Origin of the sequence: Xenorhabdus ehlersii, assembly GCF_003610465.1 — a bacterium.
In the GTDB taxonomy this organism is placed as follows: Bacteria; Pseudomonadota; Gammaproteobacteria; order Enterobacterales; family Enterobacteriaceae; genus Xenorhabdus; species Xenorhabdus ehlersii.
This window is the reverse complement of record NZ_RAQI01000001.1, coordinates 272,933-293,243: the sequence shown is the minus strand read 5'-3', so window position 1 is coordinate 293,243 and position 20,311 is coordinate 272,933. Positions and strand designations below refer to the sequence as shown.

At 42.9% G+C, this 20,311-nt stretch carries 18 protein-coding genes and 1 tRNA gene; 12 read left to right on the top strand and 7 right to left on the bottom strand.

The window, feature by feature from the left end; genetic code table 11:
- Positions 1–242: 242 nt before the first annotated feature.
- Positions 243–413, bottom strand: coding sequence for a helix-turn-helix domain-containing protein (locus BDE27_RS01290; RefSeq protein ID WP_311062235.1), 171 nt, complete (start codon positions 411–413; stop codon positions 243–245).
- A gap of 218 nt (positions 414–631) precedes the next feature.
- Here BDE27_RS01290 and BDE27_RS01285 point away from each other — a divergent pair, with 218 nt between their 5' ends.
- Positions 632–844: a helix-turn-helix domain-containing protein gene (locus BDE27_RS01285; protein ID WP_099133151.1), complete on the top strand. Its 213-nt coding sequence runs from the start codon at positions 632–634 to the stop codon at positions 842–844.
- A 39-nt stretch (positions 845–883) separates the two neighbouring features.
- Here BDE27_RS01285 and sugE read toward each other — a convergent pair whose 3' ends face one another.
- Both sugE and efp read right to left on the bottom strand, forming a co-directional pair.
- Positions 884–1,198: a quaternary ammonium compound efflux SMR transporter SugE gene (gene sugE, locus BDE27_RS01280; protein WP_099133150.1), complete on the bottom strand. Its 315-nt coding sequence runs from the start codon at positions 1,196–1,198 to the stop codon at positions 884–886.
- A gap of 203 nt (positions 1,199–1,401) precedes the next feature.
- Entirely contained in the window at positions 1,402–1,968 is a 567-nt protein-coding gene (gene efp, locus BDE27_RS01275) for an elongation factor P (protein WP_099133149.1), read from the bottom strand.
- Positions 1,969–2,008: 40 nt separating this feature from the next.
- Here efp and epmB point away from each other — a divergent pair, with 40 nt between their 5' ends.
- Positions 2,009–3,037 carry an EF-P beta-lysylation protein EpmB gene (epmB, locus tag BDE27_RS01270; RefSeq protein WP_099133148.1) on the top strand — a complete coding sequence of 343 codons (1,029 nt, stop codon included), beginning with the start codon at positions 2,009–2,011 and terminating at the stop codon, positions 3,035–3,037.
- Positions 3,038–3,206: 169 nt separating this feature from the next.
- On the opposite strand, the gene BDE27_RS01265 is transcribed toward epmB, so the two are convergent.
- The 4 genes from BDE27_RS01265 to BDE27_RS01250 form a co-directional block, all read right to left on the bottom strand.
- Positions 3,207–3,548, bottom strand: coding sequence for a DUF4156 domain-containing protein (locus tag BDE27_RS01265; RefSeq protein WP_099133147.1), 342 nt, complete (start codon positions 3,546–3,548; stop codon positions 3,207–3,209).
- Positions 3,549–3,658: 110 nt separating this feature from the next.
- On the bottom strand, positions 3,659–5,305 hold the full coding sequence (gene groL / locus BDE27_RS01260) for a chaperonin GroEL (protein ID WP_099133146.1): 1,647 nt from the start codon (positions 5,303–5,305) through the stop codon (positions 3,659–3,661).
- A 59-nt stretch (positions 5,306–5,364) separates the two neighbouring features.
- Entirely contained in the window at positions 5,365–5,658 is a 294-nt protein-coding gene (locus BDE27_RS01255) for a co-chaperone GroES (RefSeq protein WP_074020370.1), read from the bottom strand.
- Positions 5,659–5,843: 185 nt separating this feature from the next.
- On the bottom strand, positions 5,844–6,386 hold the full coding sequence (locus tag BDE27_RS01250) for an FxsA family protein (protein WP_099133145.1): 543 nt from the start codon (positions 6,384–6,386) through the stop codon (positions 5,844–5,846).
- A 332-nt stretch (positions 6,387–6,718) separates the two neighbouring features.
- Between BDE27_RS01250 and aspA the strand changes: the two genes are divergently transcribed.
- The 10 genes from aspA (at position 6,719) to BDE27_RS01200 (ending at position 20,310) form a co-directional block, all read left to right on the top strand.
- Complete coding sequence (gene aspA / locus BDE27_RS01245; RefSeq protein ID WP_099133144.1) at positions 6,719–8,143, top strand: aspartate ammonia-lyase; 1,425 nt, start codon at positions 6,719–6,721, stop codon at positions 8,141–8,143.
- Positions 8,144–8,282: 139 nt separating this feature from the next.
- Positions 8,283–9,584 carry an anaerobic C4-dicarboxylate transporter gene (locus BDE27_RS01240; protein WP_099133143.1) on the top strand — a complete coding sequence of 434 codons (1,302 nt, stop codon included), beginning with the start codon at positions 8,283–8,285 and terminating at the stop codon, positions 9,582–9,584.
- A 209-nt stretch (positions 9,585–9,793) separates the two neighbouring features.
- Entirely contained in the window at positions 9,794–11,572 is a 1,779-nt protein-coding gene (locus BDE27_RS01235) for a protein-disulfide reductase DsbD (protein WP_099133248.1), read from the top strand.
- Positions 11,573–11,590: 18 nt separating this feature from the next.
- Positions 11,591–12,163, top strand: a complete 573-nt coding sequence (dicD, locus tag BDE27_RS01230; protein ID WP_099133142.1) for a division control transcriptional repressor DicD — start codon at positions 11,591–11,593, stop codon at positions 12,161–12,163.
- A gap of 129 nt (positions 12,164–12,292) precedes the next feature.
- A tRNA-Phe gene (locus BDE27_RS01225) sits at positions 12,293–12,368 on the top strand.
- A gap of 165 nt (positions 12,369–12,533) precedes the next feature.
- On the top strand, positions 12,534–13,808 hold the full coding sequence (locus tag BDE27_RS01220) for a tyrosine-type recombinase/integrase (protein WP_099133141.1): 1,275 nt from the start codon (positions 12,534–12,536) through the stop codon (positions 13,806–13,808).
- Positions 13,809–13,947: 139 nt separating this feature from the next.
- Entirely contained in the window at positions 13,948–14,154 is a 207-nt protein-coding gene (locus BDE27_RS01215) for a helix-turn-helix transcriptional regulator (protein ID WP_099133140.1), read from the top strand.
- Between the two features lie 109 nt (positions 14,155–14,263).
- Complete coding sequence (locus tag BDE27_RS01210) at positions 14,264–16,702, top strand: toprim domain-containing protein (protein ID WP_099133139.1); 2,439 nt, start codon at positions 14,264–14,266, stop codon at positions 16,700–16,702.
- Between the two features lie 647 nt (positions 16,703–17,349).
- The gene (rarD, locus tag BDE27_RS01205; protein ID WP_099133138.1) at positions 17,350–18,240 is read left to right on the top strand and encodes an EamA family transporter RarD; all 891 of its coding nucleotides are present in this window, start codon (positions 17,350–17,352) and stop codon (positions 18,238–18,240) included.
- 1,260 nt (positions 18,241–19,500) lie between these two features.
- The gene (locus BDE27_RS01200) at positions 19,501–20,310 is read left to right on the top strand and encodes an SAM-dependent methyltransferase (protein WP_099133137.1); all 810 of its coding nucleotides are present in this window, start codon (positions 19,501–19,503) and stop codon (positions 20,308–20,310) included.
- Position 20,311 lies beyond the last annotated feature (1 nt).

Below are 20,311 nucleotides of genomic sequence, written 5' to 3'. Positions count from 1 at the left end.
ATTTTCTTACCAAGTTTCAGCAAGCATTGCTTATAATATGACAAAAATAAATATCATATTCAAAAATAGAATATATCTCTCAGTTTGGTACTAAGGCCAAACGACAAGGAAACACGATTCTTTCAAGTCGCAGCTTTATTGGCTGCAACTTTGCAATTGAAAGTAAAGAAGATGAAAATATAGGGGATTAGTTGCTGAAATTTATATTTCTAACGATCTGTATTTTATCTTGATCATTGGTTTTAATGGGGAGGGTGTATTGTCCCAAAATCGAACAATTCACTGAGTTCAATCTGTAATCCATTTGCTATCACATTAATAATTTCCAAGGTAGGGTTCCTGACACCACGTTCAATACCACTGACATAAGTGCGATCCAGTCCACACTTATCGGCAAAAGCCTCCTGTGACATCCCAGCCTCTCTCCTGAGATACCTAATTCTTTGACCAAAAAGGGATCTGATGTTGTTCGATTTTTTCATCCGATAAGTATCGATTCATGTTACTTATCCGACCACGGACTATGAGTCACGTTTCAGCTAGAGTTATGCTATGATGTGTGACTTATAGTCTACTGAATACTCACTCACTTTTTAATTGAAAAGATGATTGATAACTGGAGAGCTTAAGGATGGAAAAAAAAGACTGGCATTCTGCTGACATCATCGCTGAATTGAAAAAACGCGGGACAACACTGTCAGAAGTATCGCGAGCAGCAGGACTGGCGTCATCAACTCTTGCCAATGCATTGCAACGACACTGGCCAAAAGGCGAGCGTCTTATTGCAACAGCGCTGGGACGCACGCCAGAAGAAATATGGCCTTCGCGTTATGAAAAGAAATAATCATAAGCCCAGCACTACGCTGGGTTTATTTATAAGTAATCAGCTCGCCAACTTTAAGCCAATAATGCCAATCACAATCAGGCCAAGGCTCAATATCCGAGTGAAATTTGCAGATTCCCCTAGCACCATGATGCCGAAAATCGCCGTACCTACCGCGCCAATACCTGTCCACACTGCATAGGCAGTTCCTGCCGGTAGATTTTTCATGGCATAGGCCAGTAACCCCATACTGACCACCATCGCGCTGATCGTAATTAAACTCGGCACCAAGCGTGAAAAACCGTGGGTATATTTTAGGCCTACCGCCCACACTACTTCTAATAAACCAGCAATAAGAAGGATCAACCAAGACATATTTTGCCCTTTATATGAGACAAGTGGGGCCGTCCCCGATGAAATGACGTTGATCCAGGTCGTCCAGGATAACGATAAGAAATGAAATTGGATTATAGCTATCCGATCTGATAGCTTGCAATGATAATAACCAAGGAGTTATAACAAAAAAAACACAGCCTCTGGACGAAGAGGCTGCGGTTTTTTTAGAATAGCAAACGCGATTATTTCACGCGAGAAACGTATTCGCCAGAACGAGTGTCAACTTTGATCACTTCGCCAATCTGTACAAACAGAGGGACTTTAACGACAGCACCGGTGCTCAAGGTTGCAGGTTTACCGCCAGTACCCGCAGTATCACCTTTCAGACCTGGATCAGTATCAACGATTTCCAGTTCAACAAAGTTTGGTGGAGTTACAGCGATAGGACGGCCATCCCACAGAGTCAGAATACATTCTGCCTGATCGATCAGCCATTTTGCATTGTCACCAACGGCTTTCTCATCCGCAGCCAACTGCTCGAAAGTTTCGTTGTTCATGAAATGCCAGAATTCACCGTCGTTGTACAAATAAGTCAGGTTGACATCCATGACATCTGCACTTTCAACAGAATCTGTTGATTTAAAAGTTTTTTCTAGCAGTTTACCAGAGATCAGTTTACGAATACGAACACGGGCGAATGCCTGTCCTTTACCTGGTTTAACAAATTCACTGTCAAGAATAGCGCACGGCTCGCCATCTAACATGATTTTAAGACCTGAACGGAATTCATTGGTACTATAAGTAGCCATGGAGATCCTCTAATTTTTAACAAAATGGCTTAGCCAAAAAATGGCACACATTATAAACCATATTCACCCCGTCAGAGAAGTCTGGCTACAACAACTCGCGGATGTTATTACTGATCCCAATGAGTTGTTGCAACTATTATCCTTAAATACACACACGAAGCTGCAAGAAGGCAATGAAGCAAAGCGCTTATTTCCTCTGCGTGTGCCAAGAGCATTTGTAACACGGATGAAAAAGGGCGATCCCCGTGATCCTCTTCTATTACAAGTCCTGACCTTACGGGAAGAGTTTACAATATCCCCTGGTTTCTCCACCGATCCGTTGGATGAACAACGCAGTGTTGTTCCAGGTCTATTGCATAAATATCACAATCGAGCCTTGCTATTGGTCAAAGGGGGCTGCGCGGTTAATTGTCGCTATTGTTTTCGTCGTCATTTCCCTTACGGAGACAATAAAGGCAATAAAAACAATTGGCTGCTTGCTCTGGATTATATTGAACAACACCCTGAACTTGACGAGATTATCTTCTCTGGTGGTGATCCGCTAATGGCTAAGGATCATGAACTGGATTGGTTAATCAGCCGCCTTGAGTCAATTCCACACATTAAGCGATTACGTATCCATACGCGTTTGCCGGTTGTGATCCCTGATCGAATCACGCTTTCACTGTGTAATCGTTTAGAACAAACTCGTTTGCAGGTGATCATGGTGACCCATATCAACCATGCAAATGAAATTGATGATGCGTTCCGCACAAGTATGATGCGACTAAAACAAGCTGGAGTGACACTGCTGAATCAAAGTGTGATGTTACGTGATGTCAATAATAATGCAGATACTTTGGCTGATTTAAGTAATGCACTCTTTGACGCAGGCATATTACCTTACTACATTCACGTGCTGGATAAAGTTCAAGGTGCCGCACATTTTCTCGTGGACGATGACGAGGCAAAAACTATCATGCGAGAATTATTGACTAAAGTATCCGGTTATCTGGTTCCGAGTCTGACCAGGGAAATTGGTGGAGAACCAAGCAAAACCCCGCTGGATTTAGGGCTAGCACAAAACTAGTGATAGTTCCTATGCCAATCGATAACTGATTAGGTTAATTCCATCATTATTGAGTTCTTCTAAATGGGCAGCGCACAGAAACTGAATGTATACGCAAATCTTGCTGTTTCGAAACATTCTTTCTGGGCATTGCCCAAACCACTTTCTCACTAGCCCCATCTATTAATATCTAAGGGCACTTATAGACCTGGCCAGCCATTTTGCTATCGAGGGGGACAAAACTTGCCAGTAATCCCTCTGATGGACTATTTATCCCATAAATAACATTACCGCCCATTTCAGCCGCTTTATTACGTAAGTCATTGGCTGCACTGCGCATAGAACTGCTCTCATTACTAACGCCATTGAGCCAGTTGCTTTGAGTACCAGTCACTTCACCTAACCGCTGGCATTCACTTCCTGGTTGGGTATCCGCAAAACGCACATTAGCACCAGCGGAGGTTAATTGATGAGTTGTGGTGCACCCTGCCAACAGTAATACTGACGCACCAAACAAAATTTTAATTCGCATAACTTCCCTCATTAGTTATAGGAACAATAAAAAGGCGAGCAAGTTTTCCCTGCTCGCCTTTAAAGGCTTATCCTAACGGATGGGCAATGCCATCATCAGGATGAACAGCACTACATCATGCCGCCCATTCCACCCATGCCGCCCATGCCACCAGCAGCACCTAAGTCAGCTTTGTCATCTTTAGGTAGTTCAGTCACCATTGCTTCGGTAGTGATCATCAAACCAGCGATAGAAGCTGCGAATTGCAGTGCAGAACGGGTTACTTTAGTTGGATCCAAAATACCCATTTCGATCATATCGCCGTACTGTTCAGTTGCAGCGTTATAACCGTAGTTGTCCTTACCTGCTTTCACGTTGTTTACAACAACAGAAGGTTCTTCACCTGCGTTTTCTACGATCTGACGCATTGGTGCTTCCATTGCACGCAGTGCAACGCGAATACCGACGTTCTGATCTTCGTTGTCACCAGTCAGGTCAGTGATCGCGCTGGCAACACGAACCAGAGCAACACCGCCACCAGCAACAACACCTTCTTCTACAGCCGCACGAGTTGCGTGCAATGCATCATCAACGCGAGCGCGTTTTTCTTTCATTTCAACTTCAGTTGCTGCACCTACTTTGATTACAGCAACACCGCCTGCCAGTTTAGCAACACGCTCTTGCAGTTTTTCACGGTCATAATCAGAAGTAGATTCTTCGATTTGCTGACGGATCTGAGTAACACGTGCAGCAATTGCGCTTTCTTCACCTACACCATCAATGATAGTTGTAGTGTCTTTGTTGATAACAACACGTTTTGCTTGGCCCAGATCTTCCAGAGTCGCTTTTTCCAGCTCCAGACCAATCTCTTCAGAGATAACAGTACCGTTGGTCAGGGTAGCGATATCTTGCAACATTGCTTTACGGCGATCACCGAAGCCAGGTGCTTTAACCGCAGCAACTTTCACGATACCACGCATGTTGTTAACAACCAGAGTTGCCAATGCTTCGCCTTCAACATCTTCAGCAATAATCATCAAAGGCTTGCTTGCCTTAGCGACGCCTTCCAGAACTGGCAGTAGTTCACGGATGTTGGAAATTTTCTTATCAACCAGCAGGATGTATGGGTTTTCCAGTTCAACAGAACCCGATTCTGGTTTGTTGATGAAATAAGGAGACAGGTAACCACGGTCGAACTGCATACCTTCAACAACATCCAGCTCATCTTCCAGGCCAGTACCTTCTTCAACGGTGATTACACCTTCTTTACCGACTTTGTCCATCGCTTCTGCGATCAGTTTACCTACGGTTTCGTCGGAGTTTGCAGAGATAGTACCAACCTGTGCAATAGCAGTGGAATCAGAGCAAGGTACGGACAGTTTTTTCAGCTCATTAACAGCGGAAATAACTGCTTTATCGATACCGCGTTTCAAATCCATTGGGTTCATGCCAGCAGCAACAGCTTTCAGACCTTCGGTGACGATAGCTTGAGCCAATACGGTTGCTGTGGTGGTACCATCACCGGCCGCATCATTAGCTTTAGAAGCGACTTCTTTAACCATCTGAGCACCCATGTTCTCGAATTTGTCTTCCAATTCGATTTCACGTGCTACAGATACACCGTCTTTAGTGATGACAGGTGCACCGAAAGATTTATCCAAAACTACATTACGGCCTTTAGGACCCAAGGTCACTTTAACTGCATCAGCCAGTACATTCACACCGCGTAGCATTTTGCTGCGAGCATCATTACCAAATTTTACGTCTTTAGCTGCCATTGTGTCTTTCCTTTAAATTCGTTCAATTAAGAAGATCTAAGCGTAAATAAGATTCTCAATTACGCTTCAACAATTGCCAGAATGTCGCTTTCAGACATGATCAATACTTCTTCATTATCGATCTTTTCTGTTTTAACGCCGTAACCTTCATTAAAAATAACGGTATCACCCACTTTTACGTCCAGCGCCTTCACTTCCCCATTTTCGAGGATGCGACCATTGCCGACTGCCAAAACTTTTCCACGGGTAGATTTGCCCGCAGCAGAGCCCGTCAAAACAATACCGCCAGCGGATTTTGATTCAACTTCTGTACGCTTAATGATAACGCGGTCATGTAATGGACGAATTTTCATTGATAGATCTCCTATAAATAAAGTCCATATCAGGTAAGAGGATTGATACCAGAACCCAGCATAACCAGTAAGAACCGGTATCATGAAGCTACAAATTGGGGCTTGAGATCATGACTTCAAGGGTGAGTAACAAAAATATTTTACTTTTTTCTTACTCACTGAAATCTCAGCCAACACAGCGGCAATCATTTTTTATTGCACTCACTGCCAGACTCACCATAATGCTTTTGCTCTGCGGATTTTTGGTCATCCGATATACGGGAAGCGCCATCTTGCCTGCGCTCATATTCGCCCTCAAAAGTCTGCCCGCTCTGACCATAACCGCCATTATGATTACCGTTATTACCGGAACCATAAAAAGTATTCGGGCGGTAAAACTTAATATGAGGCAATAACTTCGCTGTCAGCAGTTTCTGTACGGGAGACAATAACAACAGTAATCCGAGAAAATCGGTGAAAAAACCAGGCAATATCAGCAAAAATCCAGCCATGACCAAAGAAACACTTTTTACCGCCTCTTCCGCAGGACTCTCACCGACTGTAAGTTTTTGCTGCATAGAGATAAAATTCTTGATGCCTTGATTACGCACAAGGGATACACCAAGACAAGACGTAAGAATAACCAATAACAGAGTCAACAAGACCCCAACTTCAGAGGCAATCCGAACAAACAGGACAGACTCGATGTAAACCAGAAGGCATATAAGGATAAGCGGGAGCCAACGCACGTGGTTCTCCTTTCATTATTATTGAGGATTAGATCACATAATATGGTGTTAGATAACACATGTGGGGATAATCGTGATCATTTTCAATACTTCGAACTCTTAACTTTTTCTCTCCGTAATCGTGACCTCAGTCACACATATGGTATTCCATTAATAAAATAGCACTATAAAGTGATCCAGGTTCAAGGCATTTCTTACAAATCCACATATGATCGCGCCAGCAATTTCATGATAAGTGTCTAATATCAGGGAAATTGTTATCGGCAACATTATTTTTCAACAAACACGTAATAGAACAGTCAAAAAACGTATCCAATTTTAAGAAGGTTCTCATGTCAAACAACATTCGTATCGAAGAAGACCTGTTAGGTAAACGAGAAGTTCCTGCTGAAGCCTACTACGGTATTCACACTCTGCGTGCGATTGAAAACTTTTATATCAGTGACCGTACCATCAACAATGTGCCTGAATTCATCCGTGGCATGGTGATGGTGAAAAAAGCCGCGGCACTGGCAAACAAAGAACTCCATACTATTCCTGGAAAAGTGGCAGATATCATTGTCAAAGCCTGTGATGAAGTTCTCATTAAAAGCAAATGTATGGATCAATTCCCTGTTGATGTCTTTCAGGGGGGGGCCGGTACCTCACTGAACATGAACACTAATGAGGTGTTGGCAAATATCGGCCTGGAGTTGATGGGACATCAAAAAGGCGAATATGAGTACCTGAATCCAAATGATCACCTGAACAGAAGCCAATCAACCAATGACGCTTACCCTACAGGCTTCCGTATTGCTGTTTATAACGCCTTGATGCACTTAATTGATTCCATCGAATTGCTGAAAGAGGGCTTCGACAAAAAAAGTGTTGAATTCGACGACATCCTGAAAATGGGCCGTACCCAACTACAAGATGCGGTCCCAATGACACTGGGTCAAGAATTCCGTGCTTTTTCCGTGCTGTTGAAAGAAGAGATCAAAAACATCACTCGCACGGCAGAGCTGCTGCTGGAAGTGAACCTTGGCGCGACTGCTATCGGTACTGGCCTGAATACTGCACCAGGTTACCAAAAACTGGTAGTTGAAAAATTGGCCGAAGTCACAGGATTACCTTGCCAACCAGCGGAAGATTTGATAGAAGCTACCTCTGACTGTGGAGCTTACGTTATGGTTCACAGCGCGTTGAAGCGTCTGGCGGTTAAGATGTCCAAGATTTGTAATGACTTGCGTCTACTCTCTTCCGGCCCTCGTGCTGGCCTGAATGAAATCAACCTACCAGAATTGCAGGCAGGTTCCTCCATCATGCCAGCGAAAGTTAATCCCGTTGTGCCAGAAGTTGTTAACCAGGTTTGCTTCAAAGTCATCGGTAACGATACTTGTGTCACGATGGCAGCAGAAGCCGGTCAGTTACAGCTTAACGTAATGGAACCTGCGATTGGTCAGGCTATGTTTGAATCTATATCTATCCTGAGCAATGCATGCCGTAATTTGGTTGAAAAATGTATCAACGGTATTACTGCCAATAAAGAAGTCTGTGAAAGTTTCGTATTCAACTCCATCGGGATCGTGACTTATCTGAACCCATTTATTGGTCACCACAATGGTGATATCGTGGGCAAGATCTGTGCTGAAACGGGCAAAAGCGTCCGTGAAGTCGTGCTTGAGCGTGGTTTACTGACCGAAACTGAATTAGATGATATTTTCTCCGTTGAGAACCTAAAACATCCAACTTATAAAGCAAAACGTTTTGATGACTAATTAATGATTATAATAACAAGTTCGTCTTAATTATTAAGGCACGCTATTCCAACCGGAAGCGTGCCTTTTTAATTTTCCGCAAACACAAACTATTAACCATAGATTTTCATAATACTAAATAAATGAAGGAGTATTTAACATGTTAGCCGTAGAATTAGCTATCGTTCTGCTGGCCATTTTTTTGGGAGCACGACTAGGGGGAATTGGTATTGGCTTTGCTGGTGGGCTTGGTGTTCTCATCCTCGCCGCCATCGGTGTTAAACCAGGGAGTATTCCATTTGATGTTATTTCAATTATCATGGCCGTCATTGCTGCGATATCAGCCATGCAAGTGGCTGGGGGATTAGATTATCTCGTTCAGCAAACTGAAAAATTACTGCGTAAGAATCCCAAATACATCACAATCCTTGCACCGATCGTCACTTATTTTCTGACGCTATTTGCAGGTACGGGGAATATCTCACTGGCAACATTGCCTGTTATTACAGAGGTTGCCAAAGAGCAGGGCATAAAACCATGCCGTCCACTCTCTACTGCTGTTGTTGCTGCCCAGATAGGGATCACTGCTTCGCCTATTTCTGCGGCGGTGGTTTATATGGCATCGATTATGGAAGGGCAAGGCATCAGCTATATCCACCTGTTAATGGTATTACTGCCTTCAACATTTTGTGCCATTATCCTCATGTCATTCATTATTTCATGGCTTTTTGATGCCAAACTGTCGAATGATCCTGTTTACCAAAAACGCCTTGAAGATGGCTTGATAGAAATGCGTGGTGCCAGCCAGATTCAAATCAAACCCAAAGCAAAATGTTCTGTTCTGTTGTTCCTGCTAGGTGTCGTGAGTGTTGTTATTTATGCGATTATCAATAGCCCAAGTGTCGGTCTGGTTGAAAAACCCCTGATGAACACCACAAATGCGATTTTGATCATCATGCTCAGTATCGCTACTCTCACCACCATTATTTGCTCCGTCGATACCGATGCCATCCTGAACTCAAGCACTTTCAAAGCAGGCATGAGCGCATGTATCTGTATCTTAGGGGTTGCATGGCTGGGGGATACTTTTGTACAGGCCAATCTCGATTGGATCAAAGAAACTGCGGGCAGTTTGATTCATGCCCAACCGTGGCTGCTGGCAATCATTTTCTTCTTCTGTTCAGCCTTGCTCTATTCACAAGCAGCAACGGCTAAGGCGTTGATGCCAATGGCTCTGGCACTGAATGTCACTCCATTAACAGCAATTGCTTCGTTCTCGGCGGTGTCGGGTCTGTTTATTCTGCCAACTTATCCAACATTGGTTGCCGCCGTACAGATGGATGATACCGGAACCACTCGTATCGGGCGTTTTGTCTTCAATCATCCATTCTTTATTCCGGGAACCCTTGCCGTTGTATTGGCGGTCACATTCGGTTTCCTGTTTGGCGGTATTATCTTGTAACTTTACAATTTCGATTGTTTGACATCGTTATTTCAGGGGCCTGCCAGCCCCTGAAACTTCCTTCCTTGCCTATCTTTTCCTGTCAAAAATCCAGTATTGTCTTAATATTGAACAAGTGACTTTCTGCTATGAGCGTCATCAGTTATAGTGCAGATTCTAATAAATTTCCCAAATCAAACTTACGATACAGGCAGGCTAAAGATTATCTTATGATGAAACGTATTCTGATGTTGTTTCTATTGTTCAGTGGTATCGCTCTGTCTCCTGACAAAGCTAACGCACTGTTTGAGCAACCGGGGAAAAGTCTCTACCTTCCTGCTGATCAGGCATTCATGTTTGATTTTCAGCAACAAGGAAATAAACTCACGTTGAACTGGGATATTAAACCCGGTTATTACCTTTATCGAAAACAATTCAACATCATTCCTAATCAAGAAACATCATTGGGTAAAATTACATACGCTAAAGGTGTAGATCATGAAGATGAGTTTTTTGGCAAAACAGAAGTCTATTTTCAATCGGCACAGATTGATATTCCCATTCTGTCTGCCACCAACGACGGCTCTCTCCAGGTCACATATCAAGGATGTGCAGAAGCGGGTTATTGTTATCCGCCTGAGACACTAAACGTACCATTGCAAGCCGTGGCTGCCTCCACCCTATCAGGCAATGAAACCGCGACACCAACTAACATAGCGACAAATAAAGAAGACAGCTCCTTACAAGCACCTCTGCAACAGGAAGATATACCATCCGAGTCCCATGATGTGCCATTTTCGCCACTCTGGGCGTTATTAATTGGCATTGGTATTGCTTTTACTCCCTGCATACTGCCCATGTATCCGCTGATTTCCAGTATTATTTTGGGCCAAAAACGTCCTGAAAGCCTAAAACGGATCTTTTGGCTTGCCATGAGTTACGTTCAGGGAATGGCGCTCACTTATACAATACTTGGTTTAGTCGTCGCGGCGGCTGGCTTGCAATTTCAGGCGGCCCTGCAAAATCCTTACATTCTCGTAGGGCTGTCAGTGCTGTTTATTTTGCTCGCCTTATCAATGTTTGAGCTATATACATTACAACTTCCTTCTTCACTCCAAACTCGCCTCGTGGATTGGAGCAACCAACAGCAAAGCGGCTCTTACATTGGCGTATTTGTGATGGGAGCTTTAGCCGGATTAATCGCCTCTCCCTGCACTACCGCACCACTCAGTGCTATTTTGCTTTATATCGCCCAAAGCGGTAATACATTGGTCGGTGGCTTAACCTTATACCTCTACGCCTTGGGAATGGGCTTACCGCTTATCGCCGTCACACTATTTGGTCACAAACTCCTGCCACGCAGCGGCCCGTGGATGCAATACGTCAAGGAAGCTTTCGGATTCATTATATTGGCCCTGCCAGTCTTCCTACTGGAACGCGTACTTGGTGACACATGGGGCATAAGATTATGGAGCCTATTGGCATTTTCTTTCCTTGGTTGGGCATTCGCATTAACCTTAAACAGCAAAAACGGCTGGGTACGAACTTTACAAATCATCTTGCTGGCTTTGGCGCTTATCGCTTCACGTCCTTTGCAAGATTGGGTATGGGGAAGCCCTGCGGCAGAGCAGCAAAAAGCCACTTTAAAATTTCAACAAGTCTCTGATTGGCAAGAGTTGAGTCAAATTCTGGCTGAAAATCATCATCGACCGATTATGTTGGACCTCTATGCTGACTGGTGTATAGCCTGCAAGGAGTTTGAAAAATATACTTTCAGTGATCCACAAGTACAGGCACAATTAAGCCAATTTCTCTTGTTACAGGCAGATGTCACAGATAACGCCCCAAAACAAAAAGAATTGTTGCAAAAACTGCAAGTGCTGGGACTTCCCACTATCTTATTTTTCGATAAGGGAAAAGAGCTAACCGATGAGCGGGTCAATGGATTCATGGACGCTCAGCGTTTTAACCAGCATGTACAGCAATTACAACATCTACAACAAAAATAATCTGGAAGGAGAGCCACCGTGCAACGTGAATATGTACTTAGTCATGTCCTGAACTTATTGGAGCAACATGGCCTGTCAGCGACACTCGAGACACTTTTAAACCCTATCGATATTGATATCAGCCATATAAAACATTTTTGGCCTGATCGTGAAGCCTTACTCTACGACTGCCTGCGCCATCACAGCCAGCAAATTGAAATCTGGCAGCGTCAAACCCTGTTAAATGAAGCCTTAAGCCCTGAGCAAAAATTACTGGCACGCTACGACGCTCTTAAGGAAAAAGTACAGGAACAGCATTATCCAGGTTGCCTGTTTATTGCTGCTTGCAACGCTTTTCCTGATGTTGACCATCCAATCCACCAATTAGCAGAATTACAAAAACAAAACTCTTTCCATTACACGGAAGAATTATTACAACAACTTGATATTGACGACAGTAAGCAAGTCGCCCAACAGATGGAACTTATTCTTGAGGGGTGTCTCAGTAAGCTATTGGTGAAAAGAGACCTTGAAGATGTGATCACTGCGAAAATTCTGGCTCAAGATATTCTAACCATCGCAAAATGCCGAAAAAATGGGGCGTTAAGTTAATAAAAAACGGCATTAGCTGAATAACCACACTGAGACGGTATAAAAATAAAGCAATCAATCAATTTTTATGGTTTTTTCGCAGAAAGTGTTTGACGGATTGGGCTGAATACGGTTTAATGCGCCCCGTTAGCCCGGATAGCTCAGTCGGTAGAGCAGGGGATTGAAAATCCCCGTGTCGGTGGTTCGATTCCGCCTCCGGGCACCACTTAAACTTCCAGTGAAGTCCAGCCCAGTCAAACAATTCCTGCTAAATCCAGCAAAATCAACATCCATTATTATTTTTAGGTCTAGTTTCGTCTGTTGCAATCAAGATGCAGCGAAGGGCATAATTCGGGGCACTTACCGTTCGATTACAAGGATGCCCTTAATAATGAAACTAAACGCCCGGCAAATCGAAACTGCAAAGCCCAAAGAAAAAACCTACAAACTCGCCGATGGCGGCGGTCTCTATTTAGAAGTCTCGTCACGCGGCTCGAAATACTGGCGGATGAAATATTACCGCCCGACCGATAAGAAAGAAGACCGGCTGGCGTTTGGTGTTTATCCGGCAGTATCGTTAGCCGATGCCCGCGCCAGACGGGATGAAGCCAAAAAGCTGATGGCACAGGGCATCGATCCCAAAGCCGAGAAAAAAGGCACTGCCTCGCCATCGAAAATCACACATACATTTGAACACATCGCCCGCGCATGGCATGCCAGCAACAAACGCTGGAGCGACAGACATAGCCAAACAGTGCTACGCAGCCTTGAGCAGTCTATTTTCCCGCAGATTGGCAGGCTCGATATTACCACGTTAAGAACCAGCCAGCTTTTAGCCCCCATCAAAGCCATTGATGATGCGGGTAAACACAACATTGCCCAGCGATTGCAACAACGTGTTACAGCTATCATGCGCTATGCCGTCCAGAATGATGTCCTCGAATCCAGCCCTGCCAGTGATATGGCTGGCGCACTTTCCACCGTAAAATCACGCCATCACCCTGCCCTGCCTCATGAAGATTTACCAGATTTTCTGAACCGATTGTCTGTTTACCGTGGGCGCCTGCTGACAAAAATCGCTGTCGAGCTGGCACTGCTGACGTTTGTCCGTTCCAGTGAACTGAGATTTGCCCGCTGGCAGGAAATCGACCTTGAAAATGCCGTGTGGAAAATTCCCGCCACAAGGCAACCGATTAAAGGCGTTCGCTTTTCTGAACGTGGCATGAAAATGAAAGCCGATCACATTGTCCCGTTGAGTCGTCAGGCTGTCCGGCTTATCAACGCGTTACAGGCACTGAGTGGCAACTGCGAAGTCATGTTCCCCAGTGATCATAATTCCGCGAAAGTCATGAGCGAAAACACGGTTAACAAGGCATTACGGGCGATGGGCTACGATACCCAAACCGAAGTCTGTGGGCACGGCTTCCGCACAATGGCACGCGGTGCCATGGGGGAATCCGGTCTGTGGAGCGATGATGCCATCGAACGCCAGCTCAGCCATATCGAACGAAACAACGTCAGAGCGGCGTATATTCACACCTCCAAACATCTGGACGAACGGCGGCTGATGGTGCAGTGGTGGGCGGATTATCTGGATGCCAATAGGGAAAAATCCATTACACCGTATGACTTCGCCAAACCGCTGCGCAACAGAAAGAACCGTTAGTACAATTTGCAACCCGTTAATTTTCATCGGGAGAAAAACAATTAACGCTGTTCATTTAATCCTGCATTTTAAATAATCCGCCTGTCATCAGATAACGTCCACGATGAGCGCTCAAGGACTCGGTAACAGGAGAATGAATATGACAATGGCAGCATTAAAAACAAGTTTGATTCGTTTGCCGGAAGTGCAACGCAGGACGGGTTACAGCAAAGCGTGGATCTACAAACTGATTAGCGACGGCTCATTCCCGCAACAGGTCAAAATCGGACCTCGCTCAGTGGCTTTTATTGAAGCAGAAATTGATGACTGGATCGCCCAGCGGATTGCAGAATCACGGGCGGCATAACACAGAAAAGACGATGACATAAGACACGTAACATAAAGACACAACGCCCCGAAGTGCTGCTAACACTGACAGGGCGTTTCACCAACAACCATTAAGCAAGGTAAAAATGATGGCTGATACACAGCATACCCAAACTCGCCCTGAATTTACAGCTCAAAAAACAACAAGCAACCACAAACCGCTTGATCTGATCCAGACCGTAAAAACTTCGGCTATGTATTCGTGGCAAAACCTACTGCCTGCTTGCGGTATCACTGTTCCGGCAAAAGGAAAGCATGGTGCCTGTCCGGTCTGCGGCGGCACCGACCGTTTTCATTTTATCGACGATCACCATCACGGCAACTGGCACTGCCGCCAGTGTGATGCCCCGAATTATGGCGATGGACTGGATTTAGTGGCAAGAACCAACCAAATCTCAATTCTTGAAGCAGCCAAAGTTGTCGCGGATGCACTGGCACTGCCTTTATCCGAACCCAAGCTCGCCAAAGAAATCACTTATCCCACACCGCCCGTTGCCGAAAGAGTGGCAACTCTGATGGCGCAGACTATCGCCGGGCAATCTCCCTATTTGACTGCAAAGGGTCTGCAACATCTTGATCAGCAGCTACTGTTTGATAATTCGACAGTGCTGGCACTGACAGCACTGGATAAAAAAGTCACCGGCGCTCAAATCATCAAACCCAATGGCGAGAAAAAATTCTTCCCCGGCAGCCAGAAAAAAGGTGCATTTATTGCCCTGTCTGAACTAGAAGATAACCCCGATACGGTCATCATTACCGAAGGTTACGCCACAGCACTCACGGTTAACCAACTCTATAAAGGTACTGTTCTGGCAGCATTAGATGCAGGTAATTTATCTTCGGTTGCCAAAGCCGTTCGGGAACGCTGGTCGGATACAAAAATTATTCTGGCAGCAGATAACGATTGGCATCATCCCGACGAACTGGATAAAAACGGCAAACCAAAAGTGAATATCGGCAGGATCTCAGCAGAAAAAGCAGCTATTGCGGTTAGTGGTTGGGTTACGTTACCACCGACAGAGTACAAAGCCGACTGGGATGATTACCGCCAACAATATGGTGTGGAAAGGGCAAAGCTGGCCTTTGCTCAAGGGCTTTATCAACCAACATCAACCAAGAAAAAAGAAGTTATTCAGCCCCGTGATGTCGAACCTTCAAAACTGACATTATGCCAGATGGGAGCGAGCCAGCGCGGAGAAGTATTACTGGCACGTTATGACGGTGATTTAGCATTGGATGGCGCTTCGGAAACCGTTCATCACTATGACGGTATTGTCTGGCGTCCGGTCAGTGACCGCGATTTAAAACGGGAAATGGTCGCTGCTTTCATGGAAGAGAAACTGCCGTACTCACCGCATGGTATCAGTTCTGCGGTGGATGCCCTGAAATTGCGGCTTCCTATGATGCAACCGCCAGAACGCCACTTAATCGGATTCAGTAACGGCGTATTTGACCTGAAAGCCTGCCAATTCCGGCCTCATCGCAAACATGACTGGTTGCTACTGGCGAATGATGTTGCGTTTAATTCCCCTGTTTCGGGGGAAACCCTGCAAGACCATGCCCCACAGTTCTGGCAATGGCTCAATCGGGCAACCGCTAACAGTGAGAACAAATTTGATCGCGTACTGGCAGCCCTGTTTATGGTGTTGGCGAACCGTTACGACTGGCAGTTGTTTCTGGAAATCACTGGTGCCGGAGGCAGTGGCAAAAGCATCTTTGCTGAAATCTGTTCAATGCTGGCAGGCAAAGGCAACACTGTTTCTGCGAGTATGGCCGCACTGGAAAATCCACGGGAACGGGCACTGATTGTGGGATATTCGTTGATTATCCTGCCGGACCAGACCCGCTATGTGGGCGATGGCTCCGGTATCAAAGCCATTACAGGCGGGGATGAGGTGGCTATCGACCCGAAGCATAAACAACCTTATTCAACCCGCATTCCTGCCGTGGTATTGGCGGTAAACAATAATGCCATGAGTTTCAGTGATCGCAGTGGCGGTGTATCGCGGCGTCGGGTGATTTTCAATTTTTCCGAAGTTGTGCCCGAAAATGAACGTGATCCACTTCTGCGGGATAAAATCGCAGCAGAATTGCCTGTGATTATCCGACATCTGCTTTACCGCTTTGCTGATCCACAAACTGCAAGACGTTTACTGGCAGAACAGCAAAAATCTGCGGAGGCGTTGGATATTAAACGCGGCACAGATCCACTGGTCGATTTCTGCGGCTATCTGATTGCGTCTAATAAAACTGACGGCCTGTTAATCGGTAATGCGGAGATTGTACCGTTAAATCCCCGTAAGTACCTTTATCACGCTTACCTTGCTTACATGAAAGGTAACAATCTGAATAAACCCGTTTCCGTGACTCGTTTTGGTATGGATATGCCTGGTGCACTGGCAGAGTACAGCCAGCATTACCTGCGTAAAAAAAGCAAATACGGTATTCGCAGCAATCTGAACCTAAATATTGACACTGCCATTGAGTGGATGCCAAAACTGACAAGGAATAACCTGCCAGAAGAATAATTTTTCTGATTACAAGGATTTTTCAAAGAAATATAAAAAAAGTGTTCACCTCTATTCACTCTATAATTTAAATTATATATATCAATATATTATAGGGTGAATAGTTATTTTTAAACTGTTCACAAGTCTTCATCACTGTTCACCTTTTCCTGATTTGAAGGTGAACTGTTGGGTGAAGAGTGGTGATGAGTCTGATTTCAAGTCATCACTACTTAATATTATGAATTTAAATAAAAATATTAAGAAGTGAACAAGGTGAACAGTTTTATCCCTAATTCTTTAATAGGGTAGGCTATGAAAATGTTTTTTCTGGCTAGCAGGGGGTTTTCAGATTCTCTGGTTTGTCTGGTTAATGTATTAGCCGGACAAACCAGAGAAGACAAGCGTAGCGCGTCAGGATGATTTTATACACAATATATGAATAACTACTCAACAAGAGAAGTTGAATTAATGCCCATATTATAAACTAAATGGTAATATCAGCATAAGATACCTATTCCAATCAGTAAAAATTTTTATTTATCTCTTACCTCATTAACCCCTTGTAAATTACTCAATCCGGTGACACATTGTACGGCATTATAGGCTAACATCTAACAATCTCGTCTTAATTTTCTGAACATTTTCCAAATATATTTAAGGATATTATGAATAAGCCACAGACAACCAAAGGTATTCTGTATGCCTTAAGTGCTTGCTTGATTTGGGGACTGACTCCCATTTATTTCAAGGAAATAAAACAAGTACCACCCGATGAAATCGTATCGCATAGAGTTATTTGGTCAGTTTTTTTTATGGTGCTAATGCTAACAGTGACTCACCATTGGCGTCAGGTTTTGGTAGTCATCAAACAGCCCAAAACGCTGCTGTTATTAGGCATCACAGCATTTACCATTTCTAGTAACTGGCTGGCTTATATCTGGGCAGTCAATAATAATCATATGCTGGAAGCCAGCCTCGGCTATTTTATTAATCCGCTGATGAGTGTACTGTTTGCAATACTATTCCTTGGTGAAAGATTCCGTCTTATACAATGGATAGCCGTAGGGTTAGCTTTTACTGGTGTATTCATCCAGCTTTGGCAATTCGGCTCTGTGCCGGGAATTGGTTTGTATCTGGCAACTACATTTGCCCTGTATGGGATGATCCGCAAAAAGCTGGAAGTGGATACACAAATCGGCATGCTGATTGAAATAATCTGGGTATTCCCAGTTGCACTGATTTATCTATTTTTTTTCACCCATACCACAACCAGCAATATGCTGAATAATCCTCCATCTCTGAATCTATTGCTGGTCACTGCTGGTATGATTACGACAGTACCATTGCTATTTTTCACCGCTGCCGCATCTCATCTGCGTTTATCCACACTGGGCTTTTTTCAGTACCTCTCGCCGACACTGGTGTTCCTGCTGGCAACTCTGGTTTATGGTGAAGAAATTGGGTCAGAGCGTTTAATCACTTTCGGTTTTATCTGGGCTGCTCTGATTCTGTTTACATTGGATGCGTTTTATGCGCAGCGCCGTTTGCGAAAATAAGAAATTAGAGTTAATAATTAAGAACTGCTCCAATCGATAATAAGAATTTGGGGCAGGTTTTTGATGAAATTATTCACAATGTCACTGATATATCCAGTCTAATCCTCCACTGGTAGGACAATATATGAACTTATTTCATTCTTGTTCTATAACAGTCATATTGCAGCTATAACTGCAATATACTAATTTTTAAATGGTTGTATAAATTTCATATGCATGTTAATTTTTAAATAAACATCCCCGCCGCAAGCAGCGGGGTATTTAGATATGAAATCACCCGCTTCGCTTCGTTCAATTATTATTTGTTCGTCGCAAGCGACGGGGAATTAAACCCTGAGAGATTAAAACAATGAATTACGAATACGATGCGGAATGTCGGCTATATGTATATCATATATATTCAGGTTGTTATATAAACAACTCAATGAACTTTACTCATGTTTAATTGGTTTATTATAATAATTTAGTTTATTGAATAAATACTCTTTATTTAGCCCTATCCTGTATTTTAATAAAAAATAATAGTTCACTTTGCACGGCTTCTGATATCACAAGATTCGAAGAAGCTTCTTGATAGACTTACGGCCTGATGTAATCAACCAAAAATTATTAACCCGGTATGCTTTTACCAATGATTTGATTTTAAAAATGTAAGTAAATCCATTCAAAATCAATTTGATAACTAATGTATTTCGATTTAAATTAACAAAAGCATTTCTATTTAAACATCGGCTTAATAACCTGAGTTGTGCATTTTATATCAAATATTACAGACTGTATCGCTATTATTAACCCGGCGGATATTTATATTTTTATAAGTACATTTTTTATATTATTTTACACCATACAAAACAGACCTAAATTGCCATCATGTTAATATGAATAGCTTATTTACATAACTCTATGTTGGTTCAATATCTGAGCACCAAAGAAAAAACACTCTCATATTTACTATATAGTTATTTGGATAATTATTTAATATTCATATTTAAATTAAAATTATTTCTTTAAGTGATTATTCTAACTGTATTTTTAATTTGATTTCACTTGGACTATTATTTGTACATTTAGATAATTAAACGAAATTATAATCACGTTAAATAATATTAAACTAAACTAATATTTAGTTATTTTTTATAGTTTAATTATAATAAAAAAATATATTTGCATTTGATAACATGTGATTTAAATCACAAAATAAAGTTTAAATGTTAATAATAATTAACGCCCTCTTATTACTAATTGAAATGGAAGGTTTAAATGTTCGATATTGCTAAAAATAATAAAGAAAAAATGTGGTGGGAAGAAGGGGCTGGTTTTTTCGGGGAGTTATATAAAGAGGCGGATGATTCAATGCAGACCTTCTTTGAAGGAGGAAACGATTTAGAACAGCGAACAAATAAAGAAATTGAAGGAGTCATTAATTTATGTGGGCTTACATCAGGACAATATCTGATCGATTGTCCTTGCGGATATGGACGACATAGTGTTGCCCTTAGAAATAAAAATATAAATGTTACTGGAATAGATGTTAATGATGAACACTTATCCATTGCACGTAGACATGCAATATTGCAGAATTCGGATGTGATCTTCAAAAAAGATGATATGCGGACATTCAAAGTAGACGATAAAGTGGATGTTTTAATAAATATGTTTTATTCCTTCGGCTTTTTTTCCGATGAAGAAAACATCAATGTTGCAAGGAATTTTTATGATGCGTTAAAAGATGGTGGTAAGTTCCTTATGCATACAATGATAACAGTTCCTGCATTTGGAGATGGTAGAATTCCATTGGAAGAAAAAAGAAAATTGAAATCCGGAAGAACTTTGGTTTCAAAGCGTAGATTCAATCATATAACTAAAAGAGAAGAAGGAATATGGTCATTGCTCAATGAAGAAAATAAGGAAATTTCTTTAAGGCCATATGATGTAAGAATTTATACTGCGATTGAATTTCAAGATCTTTGTTTTAAAGCTGGATTTTCTAAGGTCAATTTATATGGTGACTGGGATGGTTCATCCTATAATGATGATTCAACATATTTGATTGTAGTTGCTGAAAAATAAA

Bases quoted from the DNA above. Each gene is read 5' to 3' on its own strand.
- BDE27_RS01290 (WP_311062235.1), bottom strand. From the start codon at position 413: ATGTCACAGGAGGCTTTTGCCGATAAGTGTGGACTGGATCGCACTTAT.
- BDE27_RS01285 (WP_099133151.1), top strand. From the start codon at position 632: ATGGAAAAAAAAGACTGGCATTCTGCTGACATCATCGCTGAATTGAAA.
- sugE (WP_099133150.1), bottom strand. From the start codon at position 1,198: ATGTCTTGGTTGATCCTTCTTATTGCTGGTTTATTAGAAGTAGTGTGG.
- efp (WP_099133149.1), bottom strand. From the start codon at position 1,968: ATGGCTACTTATAGTACCAATGAATTCCGTTCAGGTCTTAAAATCATG.
- epmB (WP_099133148.1), top strand. From the start codon at position 2,009: ATGGCACACATTATAAACCATATTCACCCCGTCAGAGAAGTCTGGCTA.
- BDE27_RS01265 (WP_099133147.1), bottom strand. From the start codon at position 3,548: ATGCGAATTAAAATTTTGTTTGGTGCGTCAGTATTACTGTTGGCAGGG.
- groL (WP_099133146.1), bottom strand. From the start codon at position 5,305: ATGGCAGCTAAAGACGTAAAATTTGGTAATGATGCTCGCAGCAAAATG.
- BDE27_RS01255 (WP_074020370.1), bottom strand. From the start codon at position 5,658: ATGAAAATTCGTCCATTACATGACCGCGTTATCATTAAGCGTACAGAA.
- aspA (WP_099133144.1), top strand. From the start codon at position 6,719: ATGTCAAACAACATTCGTATCGAAGAAGACCTGTTAGGTAAACGAGAA.
- BDE27_RS01240 (WP_099133143.1), top strand. From the start codon at position 8,283: ATGTTAGCCGTAGAATTAGCTATCGTTCTGCTGGCCATTTTTTTGGGA.
- BDE27_RS01235 (WP_099133248.1), top strand. From the start codon at position 9,794: ATGATGAAACGTATTCTGATGTTGTTTCTATTGTTCAGTGGTATCGCT.
- BDE27_RS01220 (WP_099133141.1), top strand. From the start codon at position 12,534: ATGAAACTAAACGCCCGGCAAATCGAAACTGCAAAGCCCAAAGAAAAA.
- BDE27_RS01215 (WP_099133140.1), top strand. From the start codon at position 13,948: ATGACAATGGCAGCATTAAAAACAAGTTTGATTCGTTTGCCGGAAGTG.
- BDE27_RS01210 (WP_099133139.1), top strand. From the start codon at position 14,264: ATGGCTGATACACAGCATACCCAAACTCGCCCTGAATTTACAGCTCAA.
- rarD (WP_099133138.1), top strand. From the start codon at position 17,350: ATGAATAAGCCACAGACAACCAAAGGTATTCTGTATGCCTTAAGTGCT.
- BDE27_RS01200 (WP_099133137.1), top strand. From the start codon at position 19,501: ATGTTCGATATTGCTAAAAATAATAAAGAAAAAATGTGGTGGGAAGAA.